Genomic DNA, 24814 nt, shown 5'->3' with positions numbered 1-24814 from the left:
CTTTTCGCCATAAAACACACCATAAATATAGACATCGTTTGACATAATAGGTTCCGGGGCGAACACGCCCTCGTGGAGGCCTCATGCAAGGCATTCAGGTCGAAAACCGTTTCGGCTGGGGCGCACGCCTTGGCGAGACACGCACAATGCCATGGCGCGACTGGCTGGCAGAACAGCTCGGTCCGGAAGATCTGTCACGCTTTACGGGCGTGGGCGATTGCGCCGAAGGGCTGATTGCCCTGCGCACGCAGCGCGAGGGCAAGCTGCGCGGCAATCCGCTTGTCAAACCCATTCTTCAGGCAGAACTCGCGACCCAGAGCGCAGCCCTTCTCTCGACGCAACAGCCCTTTCGCGATCGTCTGGCATGGTTCTGGTTCAACCATTTCACGGTCAGCCAGAAGCAGGACCGGGTGAAAGGCGTTGCAGGTGCCTATATGCGCGAAGCGATCAGGCCCCATGTGACGGGGCGCTTCGTCGACATGCTCATGGCGGTCATGCGTCACCCGGCCATGCTGCTCTATCTGGATAATACCGGCTCGGTCGGACCGGACAGCCCCGCCGGAATACGCCAGCATCGCGGACTGAACGAGAATCTGGCACGCGAATGCCTCGAACTGCATACGCTCTCTCCCGCCGCGGGCTACAGCCAGAGCGACGTGACGTCTTTCGCCGCGATCCTGACGGGGTGGGGTGTCGATATGAAGGCCGAGCGACCCGGCTTTCACTTTGCACCGCGCGCCCATCAACCCGGTGAAAAGACGCTCCTTGGCCAGCGTTTTGCAGAAGGGGAAGAAGGCGGCGTGGCAGCGCTGGCGTTTCTGGGCACCCATCCAGCCACTTATCGCCATATCGCCACACAAATGGTCAGGTATTTTCTGACCGACACACCGTCACCCGCTCAGGTGGCGCCGGTTTTCGACGCGCTGCAAAAGACGCAGGGCAGCCTTCATGCCGCTTCTCTGGCCCTGATCGACCATCCGAGCGCAGCCGCACCCGGCGCCACCATGGGCAAGCTGCGCTCACCCATGGAATTTGTGGTGGCAATCCTGCGCGCCTCGGGGGCAACGCCCACAGACATGTCGCCCGACGCGCCGCATAGTCCTGATCGCCTTCTGATCAATGGTTGCGCCGCTCTGGGCCAGCCACTCTGGACTGCCCCCATGCCCAATGGCTGGAGCGATCTGTCGTCAGAATGGTCGGCACCGGCCGATCTGCTCGCCCGAACCGACTGGGCCTATCGCTATGCCGCCACGCTGCGCGATCACGACCCGATGACGATCGCCCATGCCGCGCTCGGGGCTTCGCTGCGCGCCGAAACCCAACTGGCCATGCATCGCGCTGGCAGTCGTCAGGACGCCCTGACCCTTCTGTTTTCCTCCCCCGAATTCCAGAGGCGCTAAGTCATGATGCTTTCCCGTCGCTCCGCCCTGCTCGGGCTAACAGCGAGTTGGTCGCTCGGTCGGGCATCCCTCGCCCTCGCCGCCCCGTCATCGGGCGCACAGGACCCGCGCCTGGTCGTCATTCTTCTGCGCGGCGCGCTTGACGGCATGGCCGCCGTCACGCCCTATGGTGATTCCGGGCTTGTAGCGCTGCGCCGCGACCTGCTTCTGCCAGAACCGGGGCGCGAAGGCGGGCTGCTGGATCTGGGCGGTTTTTTCGGGCTACATCCGGCGCTCGCCGGGCTGCACGCGCTTTATGGACAAGGGCAGATGCTGCCCGTTCATGCCGTGGCAGCACCCTATCGCACACGCTCTCATTTCGATGCCCAGGATTATCTCGAAAGCGGTGCCGATCACCGTCTGGATAGCGGCTGGCTCAACCGGGCGGTTTCCGCCCTGCCCGGCCAGGGAGGCTCTGGCAAGAATGCGCGTCCAGACGGCTTCGCCCTCTCTCTTGGCCTCGACGTCCCTCTACTTTTGCGCGGCCCGACGCCTATCGGCAGTTATGCTCCCGCTGGCAGCCAGCACCCGACGCCTGATCTTTATCGCGCCATCGCCCAGCTCAGCGCCCATGACCCCCAGATCGGCCCCGGATTGCGCAGCGGGCTTCAGGCCAGGGGATTTTCGGACGATATCGCCCCCACAGCGCCTCCGGGTTCCGACCGCAAGATAGATGGTTTCACCCGGCTGGCCTCGGCAGCAGGTCTCATGCTGGCGCGCGCCGATGGCCCTCGTGTCGCGGCCCTCGAAATCGGGGGATGGGACAGTCATGCCGGGCAGATGGGTGCCCTGAAAGCCCCGCTCGCCCGGCTGGATCAGGGGATAGACGCCTTGCGCACCAGTCTCGGCGCCGCATGGTCGCAAAGCGTCATTCTCGCCATGACGGAATTCGGTCGCACCGCGCGCATGAACGGCACGGGCGGAACCGATCACGGCACGGGTGCCGTTGCCTTTATCGCCGGTGGCGCTGTCAAGGGGGGACGCATTGCCGGTACGTGGCCGGGATTACGCCCTGGCCAGCTCTTCGAAAATCGCGATCTGGCGCCGACCACGGATCTGCGCAGCGTCATTGCCGGGGTGCTCTGCGCGCATCTTTCCATGCCACGCAGCGCCCTGGCACGCGTCTTTCCGGGCACGCCGCCGACACCCCTGTCAGAGATGGTCACGGAACGGGCCTGACGCCCGCTCCGAAGTGCAGCCGCCTCAGGGGATATAACGCTGGGCACGCAGCAAGGTGAAAAGATCGAAGAACGAACCGCGCGTGGACTGATAGCCCGTAAAGCCGAGTTCCCGGCTTTTGCTCATATCCGTCACGCATTCCACCGGTCGGCCCAGATCGGCATCCGTGTGCCAGGGCGACGCCAGACGGCTGAATTCGGGCTCGACAAGCCCGTATTTGGCCACCAGTGCCGCCCAGTCGCCCTCTTTGCCTTTCAGCATGGTTTCGAGCGACGTCGCGTGACCCGGATAGGGCGCCGCTTCAAGACCGAACCAGGCTGCGAGTTCGGGCCACAGGCCACTCCAGCGAAACACGTCGCCATTGACCACGTTGAAGGCTTCGTTACGCCCCGCCGGGCTTGTTGCCGCCCAGTGAATCTGCCGCGCCAGCTGGCGCGCATCGGTCACATCCGTCAGGCTGGACCACTGAACCAGGGAGCCGGGAAACACGAAAGGCAGACCGGCTGCGCGGCAAAGCGAGGCGTAGACCGCAAGCGTCGTACCCATATTCATCAGATTGCCGACAGCATGGCCGATCACGGTATGCGGGCGATGTACGCTCCATGAAAAACCGTGCTTTTCAGCTTCCTCGAAAAGCACGTCTTCCTGAGCGTAATAAAAATTCTCGACATCGAGACGCGGCATGATCTCGCGAAAGGGCGTCACTGGCGGCGCACCTTTGGCATAGGCCTCGAACGGGCCAAGATAATGCTTGAGCCCCGTCACAAGGCTGGCATGAGCAAGACGCTCGGGGTGCGGCAAGGCCTCGAACACGTTGCGCAGCATCGCACTATTGGCAATGCAGTTTTCACGCTCGGTCTCACGACGCGTCCAGGTGGTGAAAAAGACGTGGCTCGGCGACAGCCCGGCCAGAGCGTCACGCAAGGATACGGGGTCGAGCGTATCCGCCTTGATGGGCAACACACCAGAGGGTAGCGCCTCGACACGCCTTGCGAGGCCATGGACGGTCCAGCCTTCTGCCACGAGACGATTGGCAAGATTCTGACCGACCATCCCGGTCGCGCCGATAATCAGGGCCTTATGGTTCATGAGAAACTCCTTGCAGCTCGTTCTTGTCTTTACCCAGGCTGGGCGCCATGGGTAGAAAACACAATCCGGCACCTTTTTGTGCCCTGGTTACCAAAAGGAACCCATGAAGCCGACAACGCCCCTCCCCGCCCTGCCCGACCATTACCGCCGTGCGCCCTTCGCTGAAGACTGCGCCCCGCGCCGCCTGCTGAAGCTGTTTTCGGGAAAATGGGTGACGATGATCCTGCACGCCCTGCATCTGATGGGCGGCGCCTCACGCCCCGGCGCGTTGCAACGCAGCCTGCCGGGATTGTCGAAAAAAATGATGACGCAGACCCTGCGCGAACTTCAGGAAGCGGGCCTGGTCGAACGCGTCGTGCTTCAGGACATGCCGCCTGTGGTCGAGTACCGCCTGACACCGCTCGGCCAGCGCTTTATCGAACCGCTCGAAATGCTCTATCGCTGGGGCGTGCAAAACGCCGAGCTGCTTCACGGGCTGGGATGAACCGCCGAAAATGGAAATGCGACGTTCGCCTGATGCTCTGACACGAGGCGCGCCCGAGCAGGAATTGACCCGGCCCGGACAGCGTGCGACGCCTCAGCGTCCGACAAGCGCCATCATGCTCGCCGGGTAGCGGTCGCCCGTGACATCGATTTTTGCCAACGCTGTGTCGATCGCCCCTGCTTCGTCTGCGCCCAGCACCAATGAAGCGCCTCCGAGATTTTCGTCGAGGCGGGTCAGGCTGCGCGTGCCGGGAATAGGCACGATCCAGGGTTTTTGCGCCAGAAGCCATGCCAGAGCAATCTGGGCGGGCGTTGCCTGTCGCGCGGCGGCAATCGCCTCGAGCTGAACCACGAGCGCTTGATTGGCCTCGAGCGCCTCCGGGGCGAAACGCGGCACGATCTTGCGGAAATCCTGATCGCTGAACTGCGTGCCCGTATCGATCCTGCCGGTCAGAAAGCCTTTTCCCAATGGGCTGAATGGCACGAAACCAATGCCAAGCTCTTCCAAAAGCGGCAGGATTTCCTGCTCGGGCTCGCGCCACCAGAGCGAATATTCGCTTTGCAGGGCGGTGACGGGCTGCACCGCATGCGCCTTGCGTATCGAGGCCACACCGGCCTCCGACAAGCCGAAATGGCGCACCTTGCCTTCCCAGATCAGCTCCTTGACCGCACCGGCCACGTCTTCCATCGGTACATCAGGGTCGACGCGATGCTGATAGAACAGATCGATCACATCGGTACGCAGGCGCTTGAGCGCATCTTCTGCCACCTGACGGATGCGGGCGGGGTGGCTATCCAGCCCCTCGGGCGGGCGACCATTGCGAAAGCCGAATTTGGTCGCAATGACTACTTCCTTGCGGAAAGGTGCCAGCGCCTCACCAAGCAGGGATTCGTTGGCGAAAGGGCCATAGGCTTCGGCAGTATCGAAAAAGGTGACGCCACGCTCATAGGCGCCACGCAGAAAAGAGACGGCGCTGGCATGATCTTCTGCCGGGCCGTAGCCGAAGCTCAGCCCCATGCAGCCCAGACCGAGCGCCGAGACTTCGAGTCCACTCTTACCGAGAAAACGTTTTTCCATGACATGGCTCCGATCGTTACGATGAAAAGACATAGCGCGGCTCAGCGCCGATATTGGGCGTCGCTGACCTTCTCCATCCACTCGGTGGATTTGCCGTCCTGCGTTTCGGTGATGGCAATATGGGTCATGGCGCAGCTTGCAGAGGCGCCGTGCCAGTGCTTTTCACCCGGTTCGAACCAGACCATGTCACCCGACTGAACCTGCTCCACCGCACCGCCATCGCGCTGTACCCAGCCGAGACCCGCAGTGATGAGAATGGTCTGGCCCAGCGGATGGCTGTGCCAGGCCGTGCGGGCGCCGGGTTCGAAAGTCACCGTCGCGCAGGCCAGAGCGCCACTCCCGGCGAAGGGGGAATCGACACGCACCGTGCCGGTAAACCAGTCTGATGGCCCTTTAGCCGAGGGGGCAAAGCCGGGATGTCTGATATCCATGAGAAACACTCCAAGCGAAAAGCGAGCGCATCTAACGGCACTCTTTCGAACCGGATCATAAGACCACAGACATCTCCATGCGATTAGATGCTATAATCCGCACGAACCTATATCGGGAGTTCATCAATGCAGCGCGACGAACTGGTCGATCTCAACGCCTTTCTGGCGGTGGCTGAGGAGCAGAGTTTTACCCGTGCCGCTGCCCGGCTGGGCACGTCCCAATCCGCTCTGAGCCATACGGTCAGGCGGCTCGAAACCCGGCTGGGGGTGCGCCTTCTGACACGTACCACCCGCCGGGTTTCGGCAACCGAGGCGGGAGAGCGTCTGCTACAAACCCTCGCCCCTGCGCTGACCAGTATCGCCGATGAAATTGCCTCCCTCAGCGAATTATCTGAAAAACCGTCCGGTACGGTGCGGATCACCACCTCGGAACATGCAGCGATCAGCCTGCTCTGGCCGAAACTCAAGCAGCTTCTGCCGGAGCACCCGGATATCCATATCGAGCTTTCGCTCGATTCCGGCCTGACCGACATCGTGGCTGATCGCTTCGATGCGGGCGTGAGACTGGAGGAAACGATTGCGCGCGACATGATCGCCGTACCCATCGGGCCGCCCCTGCGCATGGCTGTGGTAGGTGCGCCATCCTATTTTGCACGTCACCCCAGACCGCTGCGTCCGCAGGATCTGGCTCAGCATCGATGCATCAATCTGCGTATGCGCAGTTCTGGCGGCGTCTATGCCTGGGAGCTGGAAAAAGGCAAACGGGCTTTGCGCGTGCGGGTTGACGGCCAGCTGACGTTCAACAGTGCCTCAATGGTACGTCAGGCCGCGCTCGACGGTTTCGGCCTGGCCTGCGTCATGGAAGACCAGATGAACGAGCATGTGCAGGCCGGTCGTCTGATCCGGGTGCTGGAAGACTGGTGTCCGCCTTTCCCCGGTTATCATCTCTATTATCCGAGCCGTCGCAATGCCTCGGCTGCCTTCCGGCTGGTCGTCGAGGCCTTGCGTTATCGCGGCTGAACGAGGGTGGGGACGCTATTCAGTATTCCTGCGCCGTGGGACGGAACAGGATCTCGTTGATATCCACCGCCTCGGGCTGGCTCATCGCAAAGAGCACCGTCTCGGCGAAAGATTCCGGCGGGATGGCCACCTGTTCGTAGAACGCTTTCATGCGCTGGGCCGTATCTGCATCGGTGACGCTGCCGGTCAGTTCAGTTGCCACCGCACCGGGGGAGATGATGGTGGTGCGGATATTATAGGCTTTCACTTCCTGACGCAGCCCCTCCGACAACACCCGCACGGCGGTTTTCGTGGCCGAATAAACCGCACCGCCCGGCCCGACCTTGTGCCCGGCCACAGACGCCACATTAATGATATGACCGCTTTTCTGATGCTGCATCTGCGGCAGCACAGCGGCAATACCGTAAAGTGTGCCCTTGAGATTGATGTCGATCATCGCATCCCAGGCGGCGATATCGCGTTTTTCGAGCGGCGATGACGGCATGAGCCCGGCGTTATTGATCAGCACATCGACACGACCATAAAGGCTGATGGCCTGATCAACCAGCGCCTGAACCTGATCGGCCTTGCTCACATCGGTCTTGACGATCGCCTTGCGATCAAGGCCCAGGGCATCGGCCAGGGCCTCAAGACGGTGCGTGCGGCGAGCACCGATCACAATTTTGGCGCCCTCTGCGACCAGACGCCGCGCCACAGCTTCACCAAGACCGCTGCTCGCCCCGGTGATGACGACGATTTTTCCGGCAATGTTCTGGGTCATGGTTCAGGATTCCTTATCATCTACAAAAACCTGCCTCGCGATGGCGAGCGCAGAAGAGGCTGTGGGCCAGCCGGAATAAAAGGCCAGATGGGTGATGATTTCGATGATCTCCTCCCGCGTGACCCCGGTATCCAGCGCCTTGCGCAGGTGGAAACCGAGTTCGTTGCCACGATAAAGCGCAATCAGGCAGGTAATCGTCACCATGCAGCGTTCACGCGGGGTGAGGCCAGGCCGCGCCCAGACCTCGTCGAACAGGATCCGGTCGGTGTACCGCGCCAGATCCGGTGCCATGTCACCGAAAGCCTTCTGGGCAGTATGGGTTTTCTCAGCCATAATTCGGCCCTCCTCATCCGTTTTCCCCGGTTGGCAAGAGCGTAGCGTGAGGTAACCAACCTTATTAGATCGTGAATCCGGCATAGGCCTATGCCACCCATTCATGAAACGCGCCGAAAAATATTATCCATCATGGCGACTCGCAGGGAGATGTACGGCGAGGGTCAGCGATGGGGATCCCTTCTCCCTGCCTGCGCTACCGCACGAGGTGAATCAGAACGTGATGGGAGCGACTGCGTGGAATCAGGCAGTGCAAGCGGCCGCGCTGCTCTATTGAGCGAAAATTCTGACCCTGCAGACGTAACGCGAAAACGAGGCAATGACTCACGGTTGACGCGCATCACGGCAAATGAACCCTGAGAGACACGTCTGTTCTCTGAGGGTCTCGCGAGATGGGGAAAAAAGGCAAGTTTGGTAGAATCGCGTTATACCTCTGCGTCGAAACAAATGACATTATATCATTCCGTCAAGCAGCTTGATAAAGCTGAATAATAGACAGAAAATGGAATAGTCCAGTGATGAAGATTTTTGCCATTATAAGCGGAAATAGCGATTCTTATGATGATCTGAGTTCAAACATACGACCTCTCGTACAACATGCCAAAACAGAGAAAGGCTGTCTGAAATATCAATCTTATGTCGATAAGCAGTCCTTCACCTTCTTTTTCGACGAAGAGTGGGAGGGACCAGAATTCCTCGATGCACATACCAAAAGTGCTCCATTTATTGCCCTAGGCGAATTTCTAAAATTACACGGCCTTCAGGTTCAAATACATCAAATTGAAGAAATCTAGATCTTCCTGGCATTTCATACTGAAAGCAACAATCCTGACTCTGCATCCGACCAGAATAGATGCAGGGTCAGAATTTGTCTTTTTTCTCCCGAATACATTCATATTTTCGGGTACCGCAGGACATTCCACAAGAACCAACAGTAAGAATTCGTATCGTTCCGGATTATCATGACCGAAAAATATATTATCCCGGATCGGAAAAAGACTTAATTTGAAGCAGCCCATTCGTTACGCACTGCCCAAGCATCAGGGAAGCTATAGGTTGGATAATACCTATCAAGGTTCGCACGACAGATTATCGTCCCGTAGTGAAGCCAACCCAGCGTCTCCCCCGTCGGCAGCTAATTTACCAGACCATGATGCACGCTGCTCAGGCGTTAAGCTGTAGAACCCACAGCGCTTCAGCACCGGTGATGAATAAGCGTTTCTGCTCACTATCGAATTCGCAATTACTACAGAGATGCGGTGTAGGGACAGTAGCCAGATGACGACCCGATGAGTCGAAAACCTCAATGCCTATCCCGGAACTGCTCCAGACCCAGCCTCGTCGATCTGCGGTAAACCCATCAGGAATGCCATGGGGAACCGTCGCGAAACGACGTCGATTTGACAAGCGGTTGCCCAAACGATCAAACGCGAAGATCGCAATCTCACCCTCGCCGTGTTCAGGCGTCTGTGACGCATAAAAGATACGGTTATCCGGAGAGAACGCTACGCCGTTAGGTTGAGTCATGTCAGCAACACGGCGCGTGATACCGTCGCGCCCGAGACAGCAGATCGAGGTTCTCCCGCTCTCGGAACGAGACCGAACTCCTTGCTTGGGATTTTCGATACCGAAAGTCGGTTCGCTGAACCAGACGGAGCCATCGTTGGCGACGACTATATCGTTGGGGGCATTGAGACGCTGTCCATCGGCCTGTGTAGCGACGATCTGAGGACTCTCTGAACCGCGAGAGAAACTGATGGCACGATGACCGTGCTCGCAGTGAAAAATTCGCCCGTCTGGCGCCACCGCATTACCGTTGATAAAAGGCGTGGCATCAAGCAGAACGTCTACCGCCCCGTCTTCGCGCCAACCCAGCACACGGCGCCCTACAACGTCGCTCCATATGAGCGTTCTCTGTTGCGGCCACCAGGCGGGCCCTTCGCTCCAGCTAGCCTGGCTATAAAGTAAATGGAGCCGTGCCTTTTCCAGAACCGGCCGGGCATCAGAGTGATGAATTTGCGGCGGTGGTACTTGTGCATCTTCGGAGGAGCCGGGCGGACGCAAGCGTGCAGGCATCGATGGACTTGCGCCCACAGGAGCAGCGGTAACGCCTTGCACCTGCGTTGAAGCTACAACAGCTACGGCTCCAAAGATATCTCGTCTGGTTATTGCTAGCCTTGTCATTATCAAAACGGACCCTTCGTTAGCACGACCAACGATACATCAAACCGGGGAAGCATTGGAAACAGCGGAACAGCCGCATCAGTGATCAGGACGCCTCTCCACCTGAGTTTGCAGGCCGAAACCTGACAGAAACAAGCGATCGAAGTGGCTATTCATCCATGTTGAGCGATGTTGCCCGGAGCTTTTAAGGCCCCGAAACAGACAAGTGATTATCTGACTGGTCAACAGAGATGGAGATTGCCTGTCACAAGATCGGATGCCTCAAACTCGCGATGTCAGAGGGGCATATCACCAACTATCTCGTTCCTCTTCAGTAAGACTGAGTGAGACAGAGCGGTTTTCCTGATGGGATTGATAGGCTGCTTCCAAAACGGCCTGGACTGCCAACGCTTCTATAGGCCTGACAGGGTTAGGCACTTTGCAGCGAATTGCGGCGGCCAAACGTTTATAAAGGTTCCGCTGATCGCCCGACTGGGCAGCCTCTTCGTGCAATCTGGCATCTGCATCATAGATTTTGAGACTGTCCGGATCATCTCCCCATTTGTCTGAACCCGGTTTCAACCCTCTGCGTAACTGGTCTTCCTGTGGGTCCGCCAGTTTCTTGACCAAGCTCCCATGTGTACCATGCACGACGAACCGGTCTGACCCGCTGGCACACAGGGAACTGGTGTGCAGGATAACTCGCTTCTGGCCATAGCACAGAATAATATGTGCCCAATCGTCTATCAGCGAGTTCTCACGTTGGTTTGCGAGTGACGCGGTGACATGGTCCGGTAGTCCAAATAGCTGTAATGCCTGATCGATCAGATGCGGGCCTATATCAAACAAAACTCCAGCACCGGGTTTATTGGCTTCACGCCACCTATCACGTACTTCCGGACGGTATCGGTCAATTCGAGACTCGAAATGCACGACCCTTCCGATGAGGTTTCGCTCGATTGCCGACCGTATCGTCAGAAAATCACTATCCCAGCGTCGATTATGAAAAACAGCGAGCACCCGATCGTTGAGGCGCGCTGTTTCAATGACATTTCGCGCCTCGTCTACGGTAAGTGTAAACGGCTTTTCTACGAGGACATGCTTTCCAGCACGCAATGCTTTCTCGGCATATTCTGCGTGAGTATCGTTGGGGGTCGCGAGGATAACAAGATCGACATTCTCATCGGCAAACACGTCATCAGCATCGCTATAGATCTTCAGGCCCGGGTAGTCGGCATGCACTTTTTCCGAATTGTGAGAGACGATCCCATACAATGTCATTTCCTGCAGCGACTTTATGTACGGTGCGTGAAATGTCTTTCCAACATATCCATATCCGACGAGCACGACATTGATTGTTTCGTTCAACACAATTGCTCCCAAAGATAATTTACATGCGCTCGGCGAACGCGGATCAAAAAAGTACGTTGCTGCTAATGCCAGACACGCCATACAGTTTCGACAATCGTTTATAGATTTTTCCTGTATATTTTTTTAATATAGCCGATATAAACGGCCACTACTATTATTTATTCAAAAAGTATATTTTGAAATAAATAGATCTCGAATTATGTTTTTTACTTCAGTAATTCTGATAATATAATCATACAAATCTGTAATTTACTTATCTTCAAATCTCATAACATCACGACTATTGAACGATCAGTTTGATAAAAATTCTTGCTGTGCCCTCGATATTATGTTGTGCCTTCTGTGTCAGAATTAATCTGGACGACCTTGAAGTCGATAAACTTGATTTACGGTGCAGGAATCATTCAACAGTCCATCACATGCTCCAAATCCTGTATTCTGTTATCGCCTCTCCGGTCGGTAAAACATGCGTCTCGCCTGAACGGTAGCGTCACGTGACGGCAGAGACTGCAACAGGTCGACCCGATTTCAGAGACTGAGCGGCCGCCTCGGCCAGCCTCTGGGCTTCGACACCATCGCGCATCGTGGCAAGCGGAGATTTCCCCTGCTGGACAAGTGCGCGAAACGCATTCATCTCGGCTCGATAGGCCTCTGCAAATCGCGCAATGAAATCGCCCAAAGGCGGCGAGGATGTAAACCCCTGTGCATCGGCGCTGACCAGATTCGTGACCGGCTGATTGGCGACATAGAAAATCCGTTTTTCACAGACCGCTTCGAGCCTCTGATCATAACCGAAGGCCGCATGCCGGGCATTGATCATCTGCACCAGGCGACCACTCTCCGAGCGCAGCGTGATCATCGCAGTATCGATATCACCCGCCTCCCCTATCGCCGGGTCGATCAGACAGGCACCCGTAGCGCAGACGGACACGATTTCTTCTCCCAGAAGATAGCGCGTCATGTCGAAATCATGAATGGCCTGATCGCGAAACAAACCGCCAGATGACTTGATATAGCTGACAGGTGGGGGCGATGGGTCGCGCGTATGCATGACAATATGCTGAACGCGCCCCGAGCGGCCGGAGGCGATTTCTTCTTTCACGCGCAGAAAATCAGGGTCATAGCGGCGCTGAAACCCGAGCATGACAGGATTGCCTGCCGCGTCAATTTCGCGGGCAACATCAATCACCTTCCTGAAATCGAGGCTGACGGGTTTTTCGCAAAAAACCGGTTTGCCCGTGCGTGCGGCCTGACGCAACAGCGACTCATGAGTATCTGTCGGGCTCGCAATCAGATAGGCGTCGATATCAGGATCGGCAAAAATCGCCTCTGCGTCACTTAATCGCGCCTGACTGCGCGCCAGCAGGTCTTCACGCGCGGAAGACGCGATCGGGTCTGCGACAGCCACCAGTTTCATATCCTGCATGGCCATCAGATTGCGCGCGTGGACCTGACCGATACGGCCAGCGCCGAACAAGGCAAGTGTCGTCATTCTGCCAGTCTCCCGAAACCGTTTTTCATCAAATTACGCGCCCGGCCTCGCGGGCGCGATCCATCGTCTCAAGGGTCAGCCGCGACGCTGAAAGCGGTCTGATGGGCGATTGTTTCAGCCCCTGACCGAGACACCAGGCCATATGTTCGACCTGATAATGCAACCCGTCATAGGCCGAACGCGGTTCATCGAAAACGCACTGCGTCGAGAGGTCATTGGCCTGCACGATGAAAGGGCCGGGCGTATAGAATTTGCCCGCCATGGTGATCATGCCTTTTCTTCCGGCAATGACGGCATGACAGGGCGTATGCGAGAGGAGGGTCGTATGCAGAACGGCCTGCGCGCCACTGCGGTAGTGCAACAGCATGCCTGTCTGGCCGTCCACTCCGCTCTCTGCGGGCGTCGTCTGGGCCAGAACATGATCAGGGCGCCCCAGAATGCCCGTTGCCAGCCCGACCACATAAGTGCCCAGATCGAGCATCGGGCCGCCGCCCAGATCGGCGCGCATGATGCGATGGTCCGGCAGGAAAAACTCTCCATGATCGGCCAGAACACTTGTTACGTCGCCGACAAGGCCAACCTGCAGCACCTTGCGCAGCACGGAAAATTTGGGAAGGAAATCCGTCCAGAACGCTTCCATCAAAAACACATCGCGTCGTTTGGCCAGCGCGATGAGCGAATCCAGTTCATGCGCCGCAACGCATATCGGCTTTTCGACCAGTACGGGTTTGCCTGCCTCCAGTGCGCGCCTGGCCATGTCGAAATGGAAAGGATGAGGCGTCGCGATATAGAGCGCATCGATCTCGGGATGATCGCACATATCCCCGTCAAAGGCGTGGGGAATGGAGAAACGACGCGCAAATTCCGCCGCACGCGCGCCATCGCGTGACTCGATTCCGATAATTTTCTGAGTGGTGAATTTCTGGACCGATGTGACGAAACGCTCGGCTATCCAACCCGGACCGATCACCCCCCATCTGAGCGACGGAATGCTGGCCGGATCGAGACGATCGGGTTCAGGCAAAGTGGAAGGAAAAGACATGTTTCTTGCTCCCTGTCAGGGTATGGGGATGTCGCAAATCCGGGGCGCACGCGCTCATGCAGATGGCAGGATCTGCCAGCTGCGGCTGTGAACGGAGGCCTCCATGGCATCCATGATCTGCTGGTTGCGCAGGCCGAAATCGAAAGCCGGGAAGCAGGCACCTTCAGACATGATGCCGGTGATGAGGTCATGCACCTCGATGACTTTCACATCGAAATAGCCGAGGCCGCCCCCCCCAAAATCGAAACCGAAAAAGGCCGAGAACTGGGGCACCTGGCTGCCGACGAGCAGGGTTCGAAAGCCGCGATCCGTTTTTTCGTCGCCAAAACGATAGAGCTTGAGCTCATTGAACCGCTCGCCATCCATGATGAGCGTTCCTTCCGTGCCGGAGACTTCCCAGTACACCCCGAAAATCTTGCCTGCCGCGATGCGTGACGCCTCGATCGTTCCCCCGGCACCGGAGGCAAACTGCACGAGAGCCTGAATCTGGTCCTCATTCTCGACATCGGCCCAGACGGCATTTGCGCCGAGGGTCGCGCCATAGCCCGACCCGGCTTCCGGCACCGGCCTTTGCCGGAACATTGTCTGGTTCTGTGCGATGGTCGCGGTGATATCGCCCATCAGAAATTGCCCCACAGCAATCACATGCGAGCCCAGATCGCTCAACGCGCCAGACCCGGCCTCGCTGCGCCTCAGACGCCACGAAAAAGGCAGGTTCGGATCGTTGTAAAAACCCTGATCGAACCACGCCCTGAACCGCGTCGGGCGTCCGATATCACCGCGCTCGATAATCTGTTTTGCGTAAAGCGCCGCGGGCGTCTTGATGTTATTGAACGCCACCATGGTCTTCACTCCCGCTTGTAGGGCGGCGAGGGTCATTTCCGCAGCGTCCTGTGCACTCAGGGCAAGCGGCTTTTCGCAATAGACATGCTTGCCAGCCGCAATCGCCTCCAGCGCCATTTCCTTGTGAAACAGATTGGGCGAGGTGATATCGACCACATCGATTGCAGGATCGTTGACCAATACCCGCCAATCCCCTGTTGATCGCTCGAAACCTAAGCGGCGAGCCGCTTTTTCGGCCAGTTCAGGCGTGGCGTCTGCCAGCATCGAGAGGTGCGGCAAGGCCGGAAGATCGCGATAGAGCAGTGACGCCCGTCGATAGGCATCGGCATGGGCCTGCCCCATGAAACCCGAACCGATCAGACCAATATTGAGCTGCTTTTTCTTCATTGAAACGCTCCCGAAATGGTGCCCGACCCTGCGGAGCGGAACACCATTTTCATTGTTCTGGAGGGGATTGCTGGCCCCGGTCAGATCATGTGCCTGCCGGGTTCTGTTTCATGCCGTCAGCAGAAGCGGGGCAAACGCGGCTTCGACATTCTGGCGTGCGCGTGTCACAGCAGCCAGAGGGGGCGCCATGGTCGGGTCCTGCTCAGCTTCGACGATCATCCAGCCCTGATACCCGCTCTGCAGCACGAAACTGGCCAGCGGCCCGAAATCGACACAACCATCGCCCGGCACCGTAAACATTCCCGCCCGCACGGCTGCATTGAAACTCATATCCTGCCCGCGCACTTGCTCCAGAATAGCAGGGCGTACATCCTTGAGATGGATATGGCAGATACGCGAGTCATAACGGTCGATCAGACGCCGATAATCGAAGCCAGCCGCCATGGCGTGACCTGTATCGAGCAAGAGCCCGACCTCGACAGAAAGCGCATCGAAAAGCTGGCAGATTTCCTGAAACGTTTCAGCCACCATCATGAGGTGATGGTGATAGGCCAGCCTGATACCGTAATGACGGCGCAACCGCGCATCGAAAGCCGCGAGACGTGTCGCATAGTCGGCCATCTGCTGCCCGGACAGGGTGAGACGGCACGACATTTTCTCGTCCAGCGGCGAGACAGAAGGCGCCATGGCACCACATTCACCATAGACCATAACCTTGCACCCCAGCGCGCGCAGAAGCTGGGCATGGCTCGCCACCTCCTCCCATTCCTCGTCGACCTCACGTTCGGCAAGTCGGCCCGAATACCAGCCTGAAGCGAGAGCCAGCCCGTGGGTGGTCAAAAGCGGCGCCAGAGTCTCCGCATTACGCGGGTATTTGCGCCCAAGCTCCGTGCCCTCATAACCCGCTTGCGCCATCTCACTCATGCATTGGGCGAGCGGCGTGTCATCGCCAAGATCTTCAAGAACATCATTTGTCCAGGAAAGGGGGCTGCATCCCAGCCTCACCCCTGACGGCAAACTCTTCCGGTGGCTCATCGCCTGCTCCCGCATTCTGTCTATGCCATGAGCCTAGGTCCGGGCCGCATGTCGGACACGCGCAGAATTGATGTGTTCGCATCAGACCTATGAGATACATCACATGAATAATGTCACATTTTCGTTGGGTCTCTCATGTCGCAGCGTGCAACGATACAGGATATCGCCCGCCATTCAGGCGTCTCGACCGCAACCGTCGATCGAGTGATCAACGGGCGCGGGGGAGTAAAGCCTAGCAAGGAGCGTGTCGTGCTCGAAGCCGCGCGCCAGTTAGGCGACGGACGCAGGCTGATCACGCTTCATGCAAGGCTGGCGCGCATCGCTGTCGTGACGCAGCCCCCCGGCAATCTGTTTCACGCCGCCCTGCAAGACGCCTTTCGCACCATCATGCCCGCCTATCGCGAGCAGAATATTGCGTGTTTCGAGCATCATTCGCCGATCTCTCACCCGGAGCGCTCTGCCGCTCTCATTCGCACGCTCGCCCGCGATTATGATGGGCTTGTTCTGTGCCTGCCCGATCATCCCGCCATCCGTCAGGCGGTCACCGAGGCGGGGCAGAAACTGCCGATCGTTACCATTGCCTCGGATATCACCTCGCCCAACCGACTAGCTTATATCGGCTCGGACAATTTTCGCGCCGGACGCATCGCCGCCGACATGATGGGGCGCCTTCTCGGCCCGCGCATGGGGCGCGTCGCGCTGATCGCGGGCACCATGCATTATATCGGCCATCAAGAGCGCCATGCAGGCTTCATGGCAGCGCTAGACGAGCGTTATGCCGCGCTTTGCGCGACGCCCGCGCAGGAATGCCTCGAAAATGACGACCGTGCGGCAGATGCCGTGCATGCCTTGCTTCAGGAACACCGGGACATCGTCGGGATCTATCATTTCTCGACCGGCGCCGACGCCATTGCGCGGCTGCTCGAAAAACTGGGTCTGTCAGAGAAACTGATCTTCATCACCCATGAGCTGACGCTTCATCGCGCCAGCCTGCTCAAATCCGGCGTGATCGATCTGGTGCTTGACCAGAACCCCATGCTCGAAGCGCGGACAGCGCTCTCAACGCTGAGCCATCATCTCGGGCGCAGTCCTGCCCCCCTTGATGGGCCGCTCATCCCGCTTTGCGTGCACACACGCGAGACGATCTGATATCCCGATATCAGGTCATGGCGTTCGGGTCTGATTGGCGCTTTTTTCGTTCAACGCGGCACTACCGGGCGGCAAAGACTGGGCCGGAAAATCTTCCGTATCGAGGGTTCTCAACCTCGCGACTTCAGCCTCGGTCAGCGTGGTATCCGTACCCGCCAGATGGCGCGTCACGAATCTGACGAGCGCCAGGATTTGACGATCAGTCAAATCATGACGGAAAGCGGGCATATGCGCTGTGCGATCAGCTCCCTGCCGGTTCACCCCTGCCATAATGGTCATGACCAGATTATCAGGACGTTGTGCCCTGACGGTGCGGCTCAGACGCAGGGAAGGATAAAAATCATCCGGTGTCCCGGCTCCGTCGAGCTGATGGCAGGAAGCACAGGCTGCCACGTAGAGCGCAGCACCCCCCGCTATATCGCGATAATTGCGTCTATCCGCGTAAGGCGCCGGGTCAGCATCGCGCTCCTGCCGCGCCAGATCCCGCGTTTCCCGATCAGATGCAGAATCGACGGCATACAGACGGGCTGTGGCAGAAACCGCGCCCACAGGCTGTCCGGCTCGCGCGCTCCGTTTATGCTCACGCAGAAAACTGGCGATGGCAGCGAGATCGTCATGTGTCAGATAACGTAAAGAGTGCTCAACCGCTTCTCCCATGGGCCCCGCAGCCACAGCCTTGTCACGCACATGCCCGTTATCGAGATAGGTCATGATTTCGTCATCGCGCCATGATGCAAGCGGGCCATTTTCGCCTGCGGCGATATCAGGCGCATACCAGCCACCGAGCGTCGCCCCTTCCAGCTTGTGTCCAGCCTTGGACGCCATCATGAAATTGCGCGGGGTATGGCAGGTACCGCAATGAACGACATTTTCGACCAGATAGCGCCCCCTTGCCTGAAGCGGTGTTTCATCCGGTCCCGGCGCAAAACGTTTATGATCCAGGTAAAGCCAGTTCCATAAGCGCATCAGGCTGCGCCAGTTATAGGGAAAGCGCAGCGCCGTCATCGGCTCAACCGCCTTGTCAACGGGCGCGATCCGGGTCGTCATATACGCATAGAGCGCATGGATATCGTCGTCGCTCATACCCGCATAGGAATCATAAGGCATGGCCGGATAGAGGCGATGACCATCTGCCGATCTGCCCTCGCGCAGGGCAGCGGCGAAGGCAGCCTCCGACCACCCGCCTATGCCGTAAGCACGGGAAGGGGTGATATTGCTCGAATAAATGACCCCCAGAGGGGATTTGATGCCGTATCCCCCTGCGAAAGCCACGCCACCCGGCTTTGTGTGACAGGCCACGCAATCGGCTGCACGCGCAAGATAGGCACCGCGCTGTATAAGGGTCTGATCGCTCGCTCTCGCCTGAAAGCCTGACAGCAGCACAGTTCCCAGAGCGAGACCGGCATGAAAAGCGCGGCCAAGAGAAAGACGCATGTCTCAGATCTCCCTGAGCATGATGGAGGCGGAGCGCAGCGACAGGGCACATCCTGTCAGAGTCGGGTTGACCACAGAGGCCGCCGGCATAATCCCGGTTGTCGCAATAAAAAGATTATCATGATCATGGCTGCGCCCTTCGGCATTGACCACGGAATCGCGCGGATCATGGCCCATGATGACAGTGCCCATCGGGTGATCACGGTTCTCCCACTGGGTGAGATTCTGGTCGAAAATTTCGCCACCGAGCAGCTTCAGGAACTGCGCATAATCCTGTCGGATCACCTCTCCAGCCGCACGGGCGTAATCATTCACGTCGTAATAGATGTCCATGAGTGGCAAGCCGTAAAAATCACGCTTGCTCGGGCTCAATGTCATGCGGTTTGTCGGCTCGGGCAGCATTTCGATATTGGAATCCATGAAGACCCAGCGTGCGGCCATGTGCCGTATTTTCTCGTCCAGTTCCGGGCCGATCACGCCCTGCGACAAGAGGCGCTCGGTGATCTGCACATTACCCACGAAATTGCCGACCTCATGACGGATACAGCCATGCTGCTGCCGAAAGCTGCCATCCCGCCATTTGAGCACATCGCCCTGCTGCACCGGCCCCCTACCCGACCACATGGGCTCATCCGCAATCATGGCCAGCGAAAAAGCATTATGGTCCATCAGATTACGACCAACCATTTTCGATGAATTGGCGACATCGGAAAGAAGCAGAAGGCGCGGCGTCTCGAGAGCGTGTGCCGCCACCAGAACCATACGAGCCGTCAGGCGGATGGACCGTTTCTCCGGCGTATAATAATGCACCGCTGCGATGCGCCTGCCATCGGGAGTTTTCTCCAGCCGATAAACGGTAGCATCGGTTATCAGCTTCGCCCCGGCTCGTTCGGCCTTGGTTGCATGGCGGTCGCCACTATATTGCGCGCCGATCGGACAGATCGGAGAGCAATTATTATTGCCGACACAGGCTGGGCGCTCTTCATAAGGATCGGTCGCGCGGCCATTTGGCTGATAGGTGAATGGATATCCCCCCTCGGCAACGCGATCGCGAAAACGTTGGCTGAAATAGCCCAGTGCCTGCGGTCTGACCGGGAAAGGTGCCTGACGCGGCGGAAAAGGCGCGCCGTTCTGCCCTGAATAATCGGCATGATCGTCACCCGAAACGCCCATCTCGATTTCTGCCTGATGGTAGAAAGGCTCGAGATCGTCATAGGCAATCGGCCAGTCACGCCCCACCCCATAGAGCGTTTTCAGGCGGAAATCATTGGGGAGCAGACGCCAGCACGCGCCGCCCCAATGCCAGGTCGTGCCCCCCACCATGCGCAACATGCCGGGCACATATTCGACGGGACCGTGGTTGGTGATATAGCCCGGCACGAAGGAACTCGGCGCCCAGGGCTCGTTCGGGTAAGGCTGGTTGCGGTTACCCGCATCCGTGCTGACGTTGCCGCATTCGCGAAAACTGTCGAGAATTTTCCAGCGCGGTACGCGTGTACCTGCCTCAAGAATAATGACCGATTTGCCGTTTTTCGCCAGATGATGGGCAGCAAGACTGCCAATCACGCCAGAGCCGACAACGATGACATCGGCATCGTAATCCATAGAAGTCATTTTCGGGTCAGTCCGTTGCTAACGAGAGAGGCGCTTCGGCCCAGAAGCCCGGCCCGCCCCGCGCATAACTCGGAATGACCGTGACATCGCGCGTGGAGCGCCACATCAATGCGCCTTCATAGGTGATGAAAGCAGGCGTACCCGTCTCCGAACGAGGCAACATCGGCCCGACGCGTCCGAGATACCAGGCCCCGACAAGCGCAACGGCTATGGCGTGGATTGTCGCCTGCTCCCGCAGATCGGAGGCGACATAATCAGCCCAGCTCGTCACCGAACGGGCGGAAAGCGCGTCCGATAGCTGCCGATAATGCGCCGCAAAGCCTGCGTCTTTTGCCATCAGCGCCTGCCAGACACGCGGCGCCAGGCCGCTATCCAGTTCGCTCGACCCTGTGAGTAGACGAGACATACGAAGGAAATCCGAGGGGCAGGTGCTGACCTCCGCCGGAGAAGCCAGCCCTTCGCCTGACGCCAATCCCATACCGGTCAGAGGCAGCAGGGCCACGCCATAACCGAGCAAGCGCCGTCTGGTGGTTTTCATGTTCAGTCGCCTCTGCACCGCATCTCTGCGCTCCACTCGATGTCCGATGCCGTCTGATCACCGCCCTGCATCCATGCCGGGCGCGCCGTAACGCCTGTTTGATCGGGCAGAGGCACCGTTAAGGGCTAATCTAGCGGGCAGGATGAGGCGGGAGCGATCACCGTGATGATCTGATCTCATCACGGCGGATGAGGAAGCGGATCATGAGCGAGCCACCTAGCGGAGACGCGCCGCGCAAAAAGAGGGCGACGCTTCGCGATATTGCCGCATTGGCGGGTGTAGGCACGGCAACGGTCGAGCGCGTGCTCAATAATCGGGGCAATGTCCGGCCAGAAACCTGCCGACGCATCGTAACCATCGCGCGCGATCTCGATTATTTCCCGAGCCTGCCTTCTCTGCATCGGGGCGTGCTGCGTATCGACGTGCTGCTCGTGCGTCCCGAAACCCTTTTTTATACAAGGCTCAGCAATGCCTTCGAACGGCTTGCTGCGTCGCTCGGCAAGGATATCGTGATCCACCGCAGTTTCGTCACTGAGCACGACATTGCGGATTTCGTCTCACGTATCCGCAATGCCCCCCATCGCCGGGCCGCGCTCATTCTCGCCTGCCCTGCCCATCCCGATATTCTCGCCGCCCTGCGCGAAATGGCGATGCAGAACCTGCCGATCATTCAGCTCATCGCACGCAATCTGCCGGAACTGCCTTATGTAGGGATCGATAATCACGCAGCCGGACGAACGGCGGCGCTTTGCCTGACCCGAACCCTGACACACCGCCCCGGTGCCCTGATCGCACTCTGTCATTCGATGGCCTATGCCAATCATCGCGAGCGCATTGACGGGTTCTCCGACTTTATAGCTACGAGACCGCATGGGGCGCATTTCCTGCGCGAAGTTTTGTTCGATCGCGACGACCCTGAGGAAGCCGCACGGCTGCTGCATCAGGCCATTATCGAAAGCCCGGATCTCGTGGGGGTCTATACCGCAGGCGGCGATAATCTGCGTATCGGCGATGTGCTGCGCCGCCATGCTGATCGACAGATCTGCTGGGTCGGACACGAGGTGAATGCCATTACGCGTGTCTGTCTGACCGACGGCATCATGGCCTTTGCCATAGACCAGAGCCCCGAAACACAGGCGGGGCTGGCCCTTCACGCTTGTTTGCAGAGGCTCGGGATCATTCCCTCCCTGATCGGGTTCGAAGCACCTAAATTTCGCCTCGTCACGCCGGAAAACCTCGATTGATCCCACTCAGCCGGGGGGCGCGATGACTCGCAGCCGATGACCGTCCGGGTCGCAGGCCAGCATGGAAGTGCCAAAATCGAGCGATATCGGCTTTTGCAGGATCGTCACGCCCAGCACCTGATAACGCTCGTGATGTTTCTCGACCTCCTTTGCATTTTCCACACCGAAATTCAGTTCCGTACGACAGCCCGCGCCATCGCAGGCAGGGATGACGTCACCCAGCCGCCAAAGGCTCAGGGCGATACCGGGCTTGAGATCGAATTGGGCATAATTCTCAGTAAGATGCTGCGGTGTGCTCTCCAGCAACGCTGCGTAGAACCGGGCGCTGTCAGCAACGTCGCGCACGTAAAGCGTCAAAAAAATCTTATCATTCATGGTGTTATCTCCCCTCTCCGATTGGAGGCAAAACCTTGCTAGCCCAGCTGCATGTCAGTTTCTGTCAGCATCGGGCGTGGCTTCGGCAATTCGGGACTGATGCCACTCCTTCATGAGCCCCTCCTTGCGTCTTGCATAGCGCCTGCACGTCACAATCACTGCCTCGATCCGGTCGAGGCGGAAATGACGATATCCCCCACGCAGGCAGCACCAAGCCACGAGAATCTGGGCGCTTTCAAAATAGGCCATAGCAAAGGGCCAGACTTCCCTCCTGCTTGGCAGGTCACGCGCATCTCGATAGCTCAAGACGAGAACGAATTCGTCCCTGATGGCCTGACGCAGCACCGAAGGATCGATGCGCGACGGAGCACAGGGCGTGGGCGGACCCGTCATAAGTGTTCCGCATTCCACCCCGCGACGATGCGCCTCGGGCAGCACGGCAGCAATGCGGTTCAGAGCACTGCGCGCGGCCTGACCCAGCGCATGGTCTGTGTGAGAGGCGACATAATCGGCCCCGAGAACCAGCGCTTCGATCTCTTCGTAAGTAAACATGAGCGGCGGAAGCATAAAGCCCGGTTCGAGAACGTAACCGAGTCCTGCTTCACCTCGTATCGGCGCCCCCATAGCGACAAGCGAGGCGACATCGCGATAGAGTGTTCGCTGACTCACACCGAGCATTTCCGCCAGCTTTTTCGCGCTGACAGGCTGACGATAACCACGCAGGGCGTGAAGCAGATCAAGCAATCGGACGGAGCGGGACAAGACTCACCCTTGACGGCGAAGCGTGACAAAAAACAAAATCGAGCTTATCGAAAAGATATGCGGGGATCTTGCAAGAAAACTTTCACTATCCACGAACCGATTGCGCGGCAATTCTCCCGCTTCGGCGCATCTACCCGGTATTCAATCCTGCCCGGCGGTACTTTCAGACAAAGATCTTTCTATCGTCTCGTCCCGAGCAGCAATCCTCCGTGGGTAGACCGATCTGCCGAGACGCCGCTTCGTCGCCCTTCTGTGGGGCGCATTTTATTCGAAAGGCTCCATGAATACGGGGCCAAAGAGATGAGAACATCATGCTTCTGAAAAAGACGACCCTTGCTCTTGCCTCAATGGCGGCCCTCGCCTCTTCCGGCACCTGCCTCACCGGCGCTATGGCAGCTGAACCAGCAAAGGCAGAACTCACCATGGCGCCGCAATACGCGCTGAGCTGGCCGCAGGATCTCGGCAAGGTCGATCTATTTGTCGCCCCCGTTCCGGATCAGACCAAAATGACACCCGTAAGAAGGGATATCAGCGAAACCGCCATGACGCTGGTGTCGCCGTTACCAGGAACGACGCGGGCCTATTTCTTCATCAAACCCGAAAACGGCAAACCGGGGATTTGGGTCTCGAACCGGGTGCTCCCCACTCAGGGCGTGGCCAATTTCCGCGACATGGGCGGCTATGAGACCACGGACCACCATCATGTGCGCTGGGGGGAATTCTATCGCTCTGCCGCTCCGAGCGGACTCACTCAGAACGATTACGCCTATATCGATACATTGGGCATCAAGAGCGTTACCGATCTACGCACGCAGGCCGAGCAGAAAAAGCAGCCCACGCGATGGCAGGGTGTAAGCCCCGCTTTCTTCCCGTCGGAAAAACCGGACCTGCCATCGGACATGACCGATCGAAGCCGTTTATCGACCATGAGCGACACTCAAGCGAAGGCGTTGATGGAGACATTCTATGCACAGATGCCCGACTACTACGCGCCTGAGCTCAAGGCCCTGTTTGCGCGCCTCCTGGCGCATCAGACCCCGACCCTGACGCATTGCACCGCAGGCAAGGACCGCACGGGTTTTGCCTCTGCTCTGATACTCTATGCGCTCGGCGTGCCGGAGCAGACGATTCTCAGCGACTACGCCATGAGCGGCGACCTGTTGCGCGCCCATCTGACGCCGAGCTTCAAGGCTGCCATGGCCGATCACCAGAATGGCGGCGCCATGGCGGCCTCTCCCTCGATGCGCGCCATGCTGAATTCCGACCCCGATTATCTCAAGGCCGCTTTTGCCTCGATCAGAAAGCACTATGGCTCGATCGACGCGTATCTCGCGCAAAAGCTGGCGGTCGGACCGCAGCAGCTGACCGCTTTACGCAGCCTCTATCTGGATTGATCCCGAAGGAGCGGGTTGAGCTGTTCTCGGCCTTGAGGTGCGGGAGCAGCAACGCAACGATCCCGGGAATGCCTGAAAGCGCGGGCGCGAGGACACTGCCTCTAAAAATCAGGGTCGCAAACTATGCCGTCACGAACGAGACGGCCGGGAACATGGAGC

The 24814-nt window shown here is 58.4% G+C and carries 24 protein-coding genes; 8 read left to right on the top strand and 16 right to left on the bottom strand.

The features are described 5' to 3' along the window. The first annotated feature begins 83 nt into the window (after positions 1-83). Together ABHV46_RS10485 and ABHV46_RS10480 are read left to right on the top strand one after the other, a co-directional pair. Positions 84-1400 carry a DUF1800 domain-containing protein gene (locus ABHV46_RS10485; protein WP_438381403.1) on the top strand — a complete coding sequence of 439 codons (1317 nt, stop codon included), beginning with the start codon at positions 84-86 and terminating at the stop codon, positions 1398-1400. 3 nt (positions 1401-1403) lie between these two features. Further along, entirely contained in the window at positions 1404-2618 is a 1215-nt protein-coding gene (locus ABHV46_RS10480; RefSeq protein WP_438381402.1) for a DUF1501 domain-containing protein, read from the top strand. A gap of 24 nt (positions 2619-2642) precedes the next feature. Here the strand turns inward: ABHV46_RS10480 and ABHV46_RS10475 are convergent, their stop codons facing one another. Continuing rightward, positions 2643-3707, bottom strand: a complete 1065-nt coding sequence (locus tag ABHV46_RS10475; RefSeq protein ID WP_438381401.1) for an SDR family oxidoreductase — start codon at positions 3705-3707, stop codon at positions 2643-2645. Positions 3708-3810: 103 nt separating this feature from the next. On the opposite strand from ABHV46_RS10475, the gene ABHV46_RS10470 reads away from it, so the two are divergent. Continuing rightward, a complete protein-coding gene (locus ABHV46_RS10470; RefSeq protein WP_336945945.1) occupies positions 3811-4191 on the top strand; it encodes a winged helix-turn-helix transcriptional regulator in 381 nt (126 codons plus the stop codon). 93 nt (positions 4192-4284) lie between these two features. Here the strand turns inward: ABHV46_RS10470 and ABHV46_RS10465 are convergent, their stop codons facing one another. Together ABHV46_RS10465 and ABHV46_RS10460 are read right to left on the bottom strand one after the other, a co-directional pair. Next, positions 4285-5268, bottom strand: coding sequence for an aldo/keto reductase (locus ABHV46_RS10465; RefSeq protein WP_438381400.1), 984 nt, complete (start codon positions 5266-5268; stop codon positions 4285-4287). Positions 5269-5309: 41 nt separating this feature from the next. Further along, complete coding sequence (locus tag ABHV46_RS10460; RefSeq protein WP_438381399.1) at positions 5310-5699, bottom strand: (R)-mandelonitrile lyase; 390 nt, start codon at positions 5697-5699, stop codon at positions 5310-5312. 126 nt (positions 5700-5825) lie between these two features. Between ABHV46_RS10460 and ABHV46_RS10455 the strand changes: the two genes are divergently transcribed. Then, positions 5826-6719, top strand: coding sequence for a LysR family transcriptional regulator (locus ABHV46_RS10455; protein WP_438381398.1), 894 nt, complete (start codon positions 5826-5828; stop codon positions 6717-6719). A gap of 19 nt (positions 6720-6738) precedes the next feature. On the opposite strand, the gene ABHV46_RS10450 is transcribed toward ABHV46_RS10455, so the two are convergent. Together ABHV46_RS10450 and ABHV46_RS10445 are read right to left on the bottom strand one after the other, a co-directional pair. Continuing rightward, on the bottom strand, positions 6739-7479 hold the full coding sequence (locus ABHV46_RS10450; protein WP_438381397.1) for an SDR family oxidoreductase: 741 nt from the start codon (positions 7477-7479) through the stop codon (positions 6739-6741). A 3-nt stretch (positions 7480-7482) separates the two neighbouring features. Then, positions 7483-7812 carry a carboxymuconolactone decarboxylase family protein gene (locus tag ABHV46_RS10445; RefSeq protein WP_438381396.1) on the bottom strand — a complete coding sequence of 110 codons (330 nt, stop codon included), beginning with the start codon at positions 7810-7812 and terminating at the stop codon, positions 7483-7485. Between the two features lie 518 nt (positions 7813-8330). Between ABHV46_RS10445 and ABHV46_RS10440 the strand changes: the two genes are divergently transcribed. Continuing rightward, positions 8331-8606 (top strand): putative quinol monooxygenase, encoded by a 276-nt coding sequence (locus ABHV46_RS10440; RefSeq protein ID WP_438384369.1) that lies wholly within the window; start codon positions 8331-8333, stop codon positions 8604-8606. A 370-nt stretch (positions 8607-8976) separates the two neighbouring features. Here the strand turns inward: ABHV46_RS10440 and ABHV46_RS10435 are convergent, their stop codons facing one another. The 6 genes from ABHV46_RS10435 to iolE form a co-directional block, all read right to left on the bottom strand. Beyond that, positions 8977-9888 carry an SMP-30/gluconolactonase/LRE family protein gene (locus ABHV46_RS10435; RefSeq protein ID WP_438381395.1) on the bottom strand — a complete coding sequence of 304 codons (912 nt, stop codon included), beginning with the start codon at positions 9886-9888 and terminating at the stop codon, positions 8977-8979. A 396-nt stretch (positions 9889-10284) separates the two neighbouring features. Continuing rightward, positions 10285-11346 carry an oxidoreductase gene (locus ABHV46_RS10430; protein ID WP_438384368.1) on the bottom strand — a complete coding sequence of 354 codons (1062 nt, stop codon included), beginning with the start codon at positions 11344-11346 and terminating at the stop codon, positions 10285-10287. Between the two features lie 490 nt (positions 11347-11836). Continuing rightward, positions 11837-12838, bottom strand: coding sequence for an inositol 2-dehydrogenase (gene iolG, locus ABHV46_RS10425; protein ID WP_438381394.1), 1002 nt, complete (start codon positions 12836-12838; stop codon positions 11837-11839). 28 nt (positions 12839-12866) lie between these two features. Further along, on the bottom strand, positions 12867-13880 hold the full coding sequence (locus ABHV46_RS10420) for a Gfo/Idh/MocA family protein (RefSeq protein ID WP_438381393.1): 1014 nt from the start codon (positions 13878-13880) through the stop codon (positions 12867-12869). 54 nt (positions 13881-13934) lie between these two features. Continuing rightward, on the bottom strand, positions 13935-15110 hold the full coding sequence (locus ABHV46_RS10415) for a Gfo/Idh/MocA family protein (RefSeq protein WP_438381392.1): 1176 nt from the start codon (positions 15108-15110) through the stop codon (positions 13935-13937). Between the two features lie 108 nt (positions 15111-15218). Next, positions 15219-16145, bottom strand: coding sequence for a myo-inosose-2 dehydratase (gene iolE, locus ABHV46_RS10410; protein WP_438381391.1), 927 nt, complete (start codon positions 16143-16145; stop codon positions 15219-15221). A gap of 135 nt (positions 16146-16280) precedes the next feature. Here iolE and ABHV46_RS10405 point away from each other — a divergent pair, with 135 nt between their 5' ends. Further along, the gene (locus ABHV46_RS10405; protein WP_336945936.1) at positions 16281-17294 is read left to right on the top strand and encodes a LacI family DNA-binding transcriptional regulator; all 1014 of its coding nucleotides are present in this window, start codon (positions 16281-16283) and stop codon (positions 17292-17294) included. Between the two features lie 15 nt (positions 17295-17309). Here ABHV46_RS10405 and ABHV46_RS10400 read toward each other — a convergent pair whose 3' ends face one another. From ABHV46_RS10400 to ABHV46_RS10390, 3 genes are read right to left on the bottom strand one after another with little or no spacing between them, the layout of a single operon-like run. Beyond that, positions 17310-18728 (bottom strand): c-type cytochrome, encoded by a 1419-nt coding sequence (locus ABHV46_RS10400; RefSeq protein ID WP_438381390.1) that lies wholly within the window; start codon positions 18726-18728, stop codon positions 17310-17312. A 3-nt stretch (positions 18729-18731) separates the two neighbouring features. After that, positions 18732-20342 carry a GMC family oxidoreductase gene (locus ABHV46_RS10395; RefSeq protein WP_438381389.1) on the bottom strand — a complete coding sequence of 537 codons (1611 nt, stop codon included), beginning with the start codon at positions 20340-20342 and terminating at the stop codon, positions 18732-18734. Between the two features lie 7 nt (positions 20343-20349). Beyond that, positions 20350-20880: a sugar dehydrogenase complex small subunit gene (locus ABHV46_RS10390; RefSeq protein WP_438381388.1), complete on the bottom strand. Its 531-nt coding sequence runs from the start codon at positions 20878-20880 to the stop codon at positions 20350-20352. 203 nt (positions 20881-21083) lie between these two features. Here ABHV46_RS10390 and ABHV46_RS10385 point away from each other — a divergent pair, with 203 nt between their 5' ends. After that, positions 21084-22124, top strand: a complete 1041-nt coding sequence (locus ABHV46_RS10385) for a LacI family DNA-binding transcriptional regulator (protein WP_438381387.1) — start codon at positions 21084-21086, stop codon at positions 22122-22124. 6 nt (positions 22125-22130) lie between these two features. Here ABHV46_RS10385 and ABHV46_RS10380 read toward each other — a convergent pair whose 3' ends face one another. Next, positions 22131-22499 carry a hypothetical protein gene (locus tag ABHV46_RS10380; protein WP_438381386.1) on the bottom strand — a complete coding sequence of 123 codons (369 nt, stop codon included), beginning with the start codon at positions 22497-22499 and terminating at the stop codon, positions 22131-22133. Positions 22500-22553: 54 nt separating this feature from the next. Further along, on the bottom strand, positions 22554-23261 hold the full coding sequence (locus ABHV46_RS10375; protein WP_438381385.1) for a helix-turn-helix transcriptional regulator: 708 nt from the start codon (positions 23259-23261) through the stop codon (positions 22554-22556). Positions 23262-23572: 311 nt separating this feature from the next. Between ABHV46_RS10375 and ABHV46_RS10370 the strand changes: the two genes are divergently transcribed. Then, on the top strand, positions 23573-24655 hold the full coding sequence (locus ABHV46_RS10370) for a tyrosine-protein phosphatase (protein WP_438381384.1): 1083 nt from the start codon (positions 23573-23575) through the stop codon (positions 24653-24655). Positions 24656-24814: the final 159 nt, after the last annotated feature.

It is taken from the genome of Asaia sp. BMEF1 (assembly GCF_051628905.1).
In the GTDB taxonomy this organism is placed as follows: domain Bacteria; phylum Pseudomonadota; class Alphaproteobacteria; order Acetobacterales; family Acetobacteraceae; genus Asaia.
Note: the sequence above shows the minus strand (reverse complement) of the source record. Positions and strands in the feature narration are given on the sequence as shown.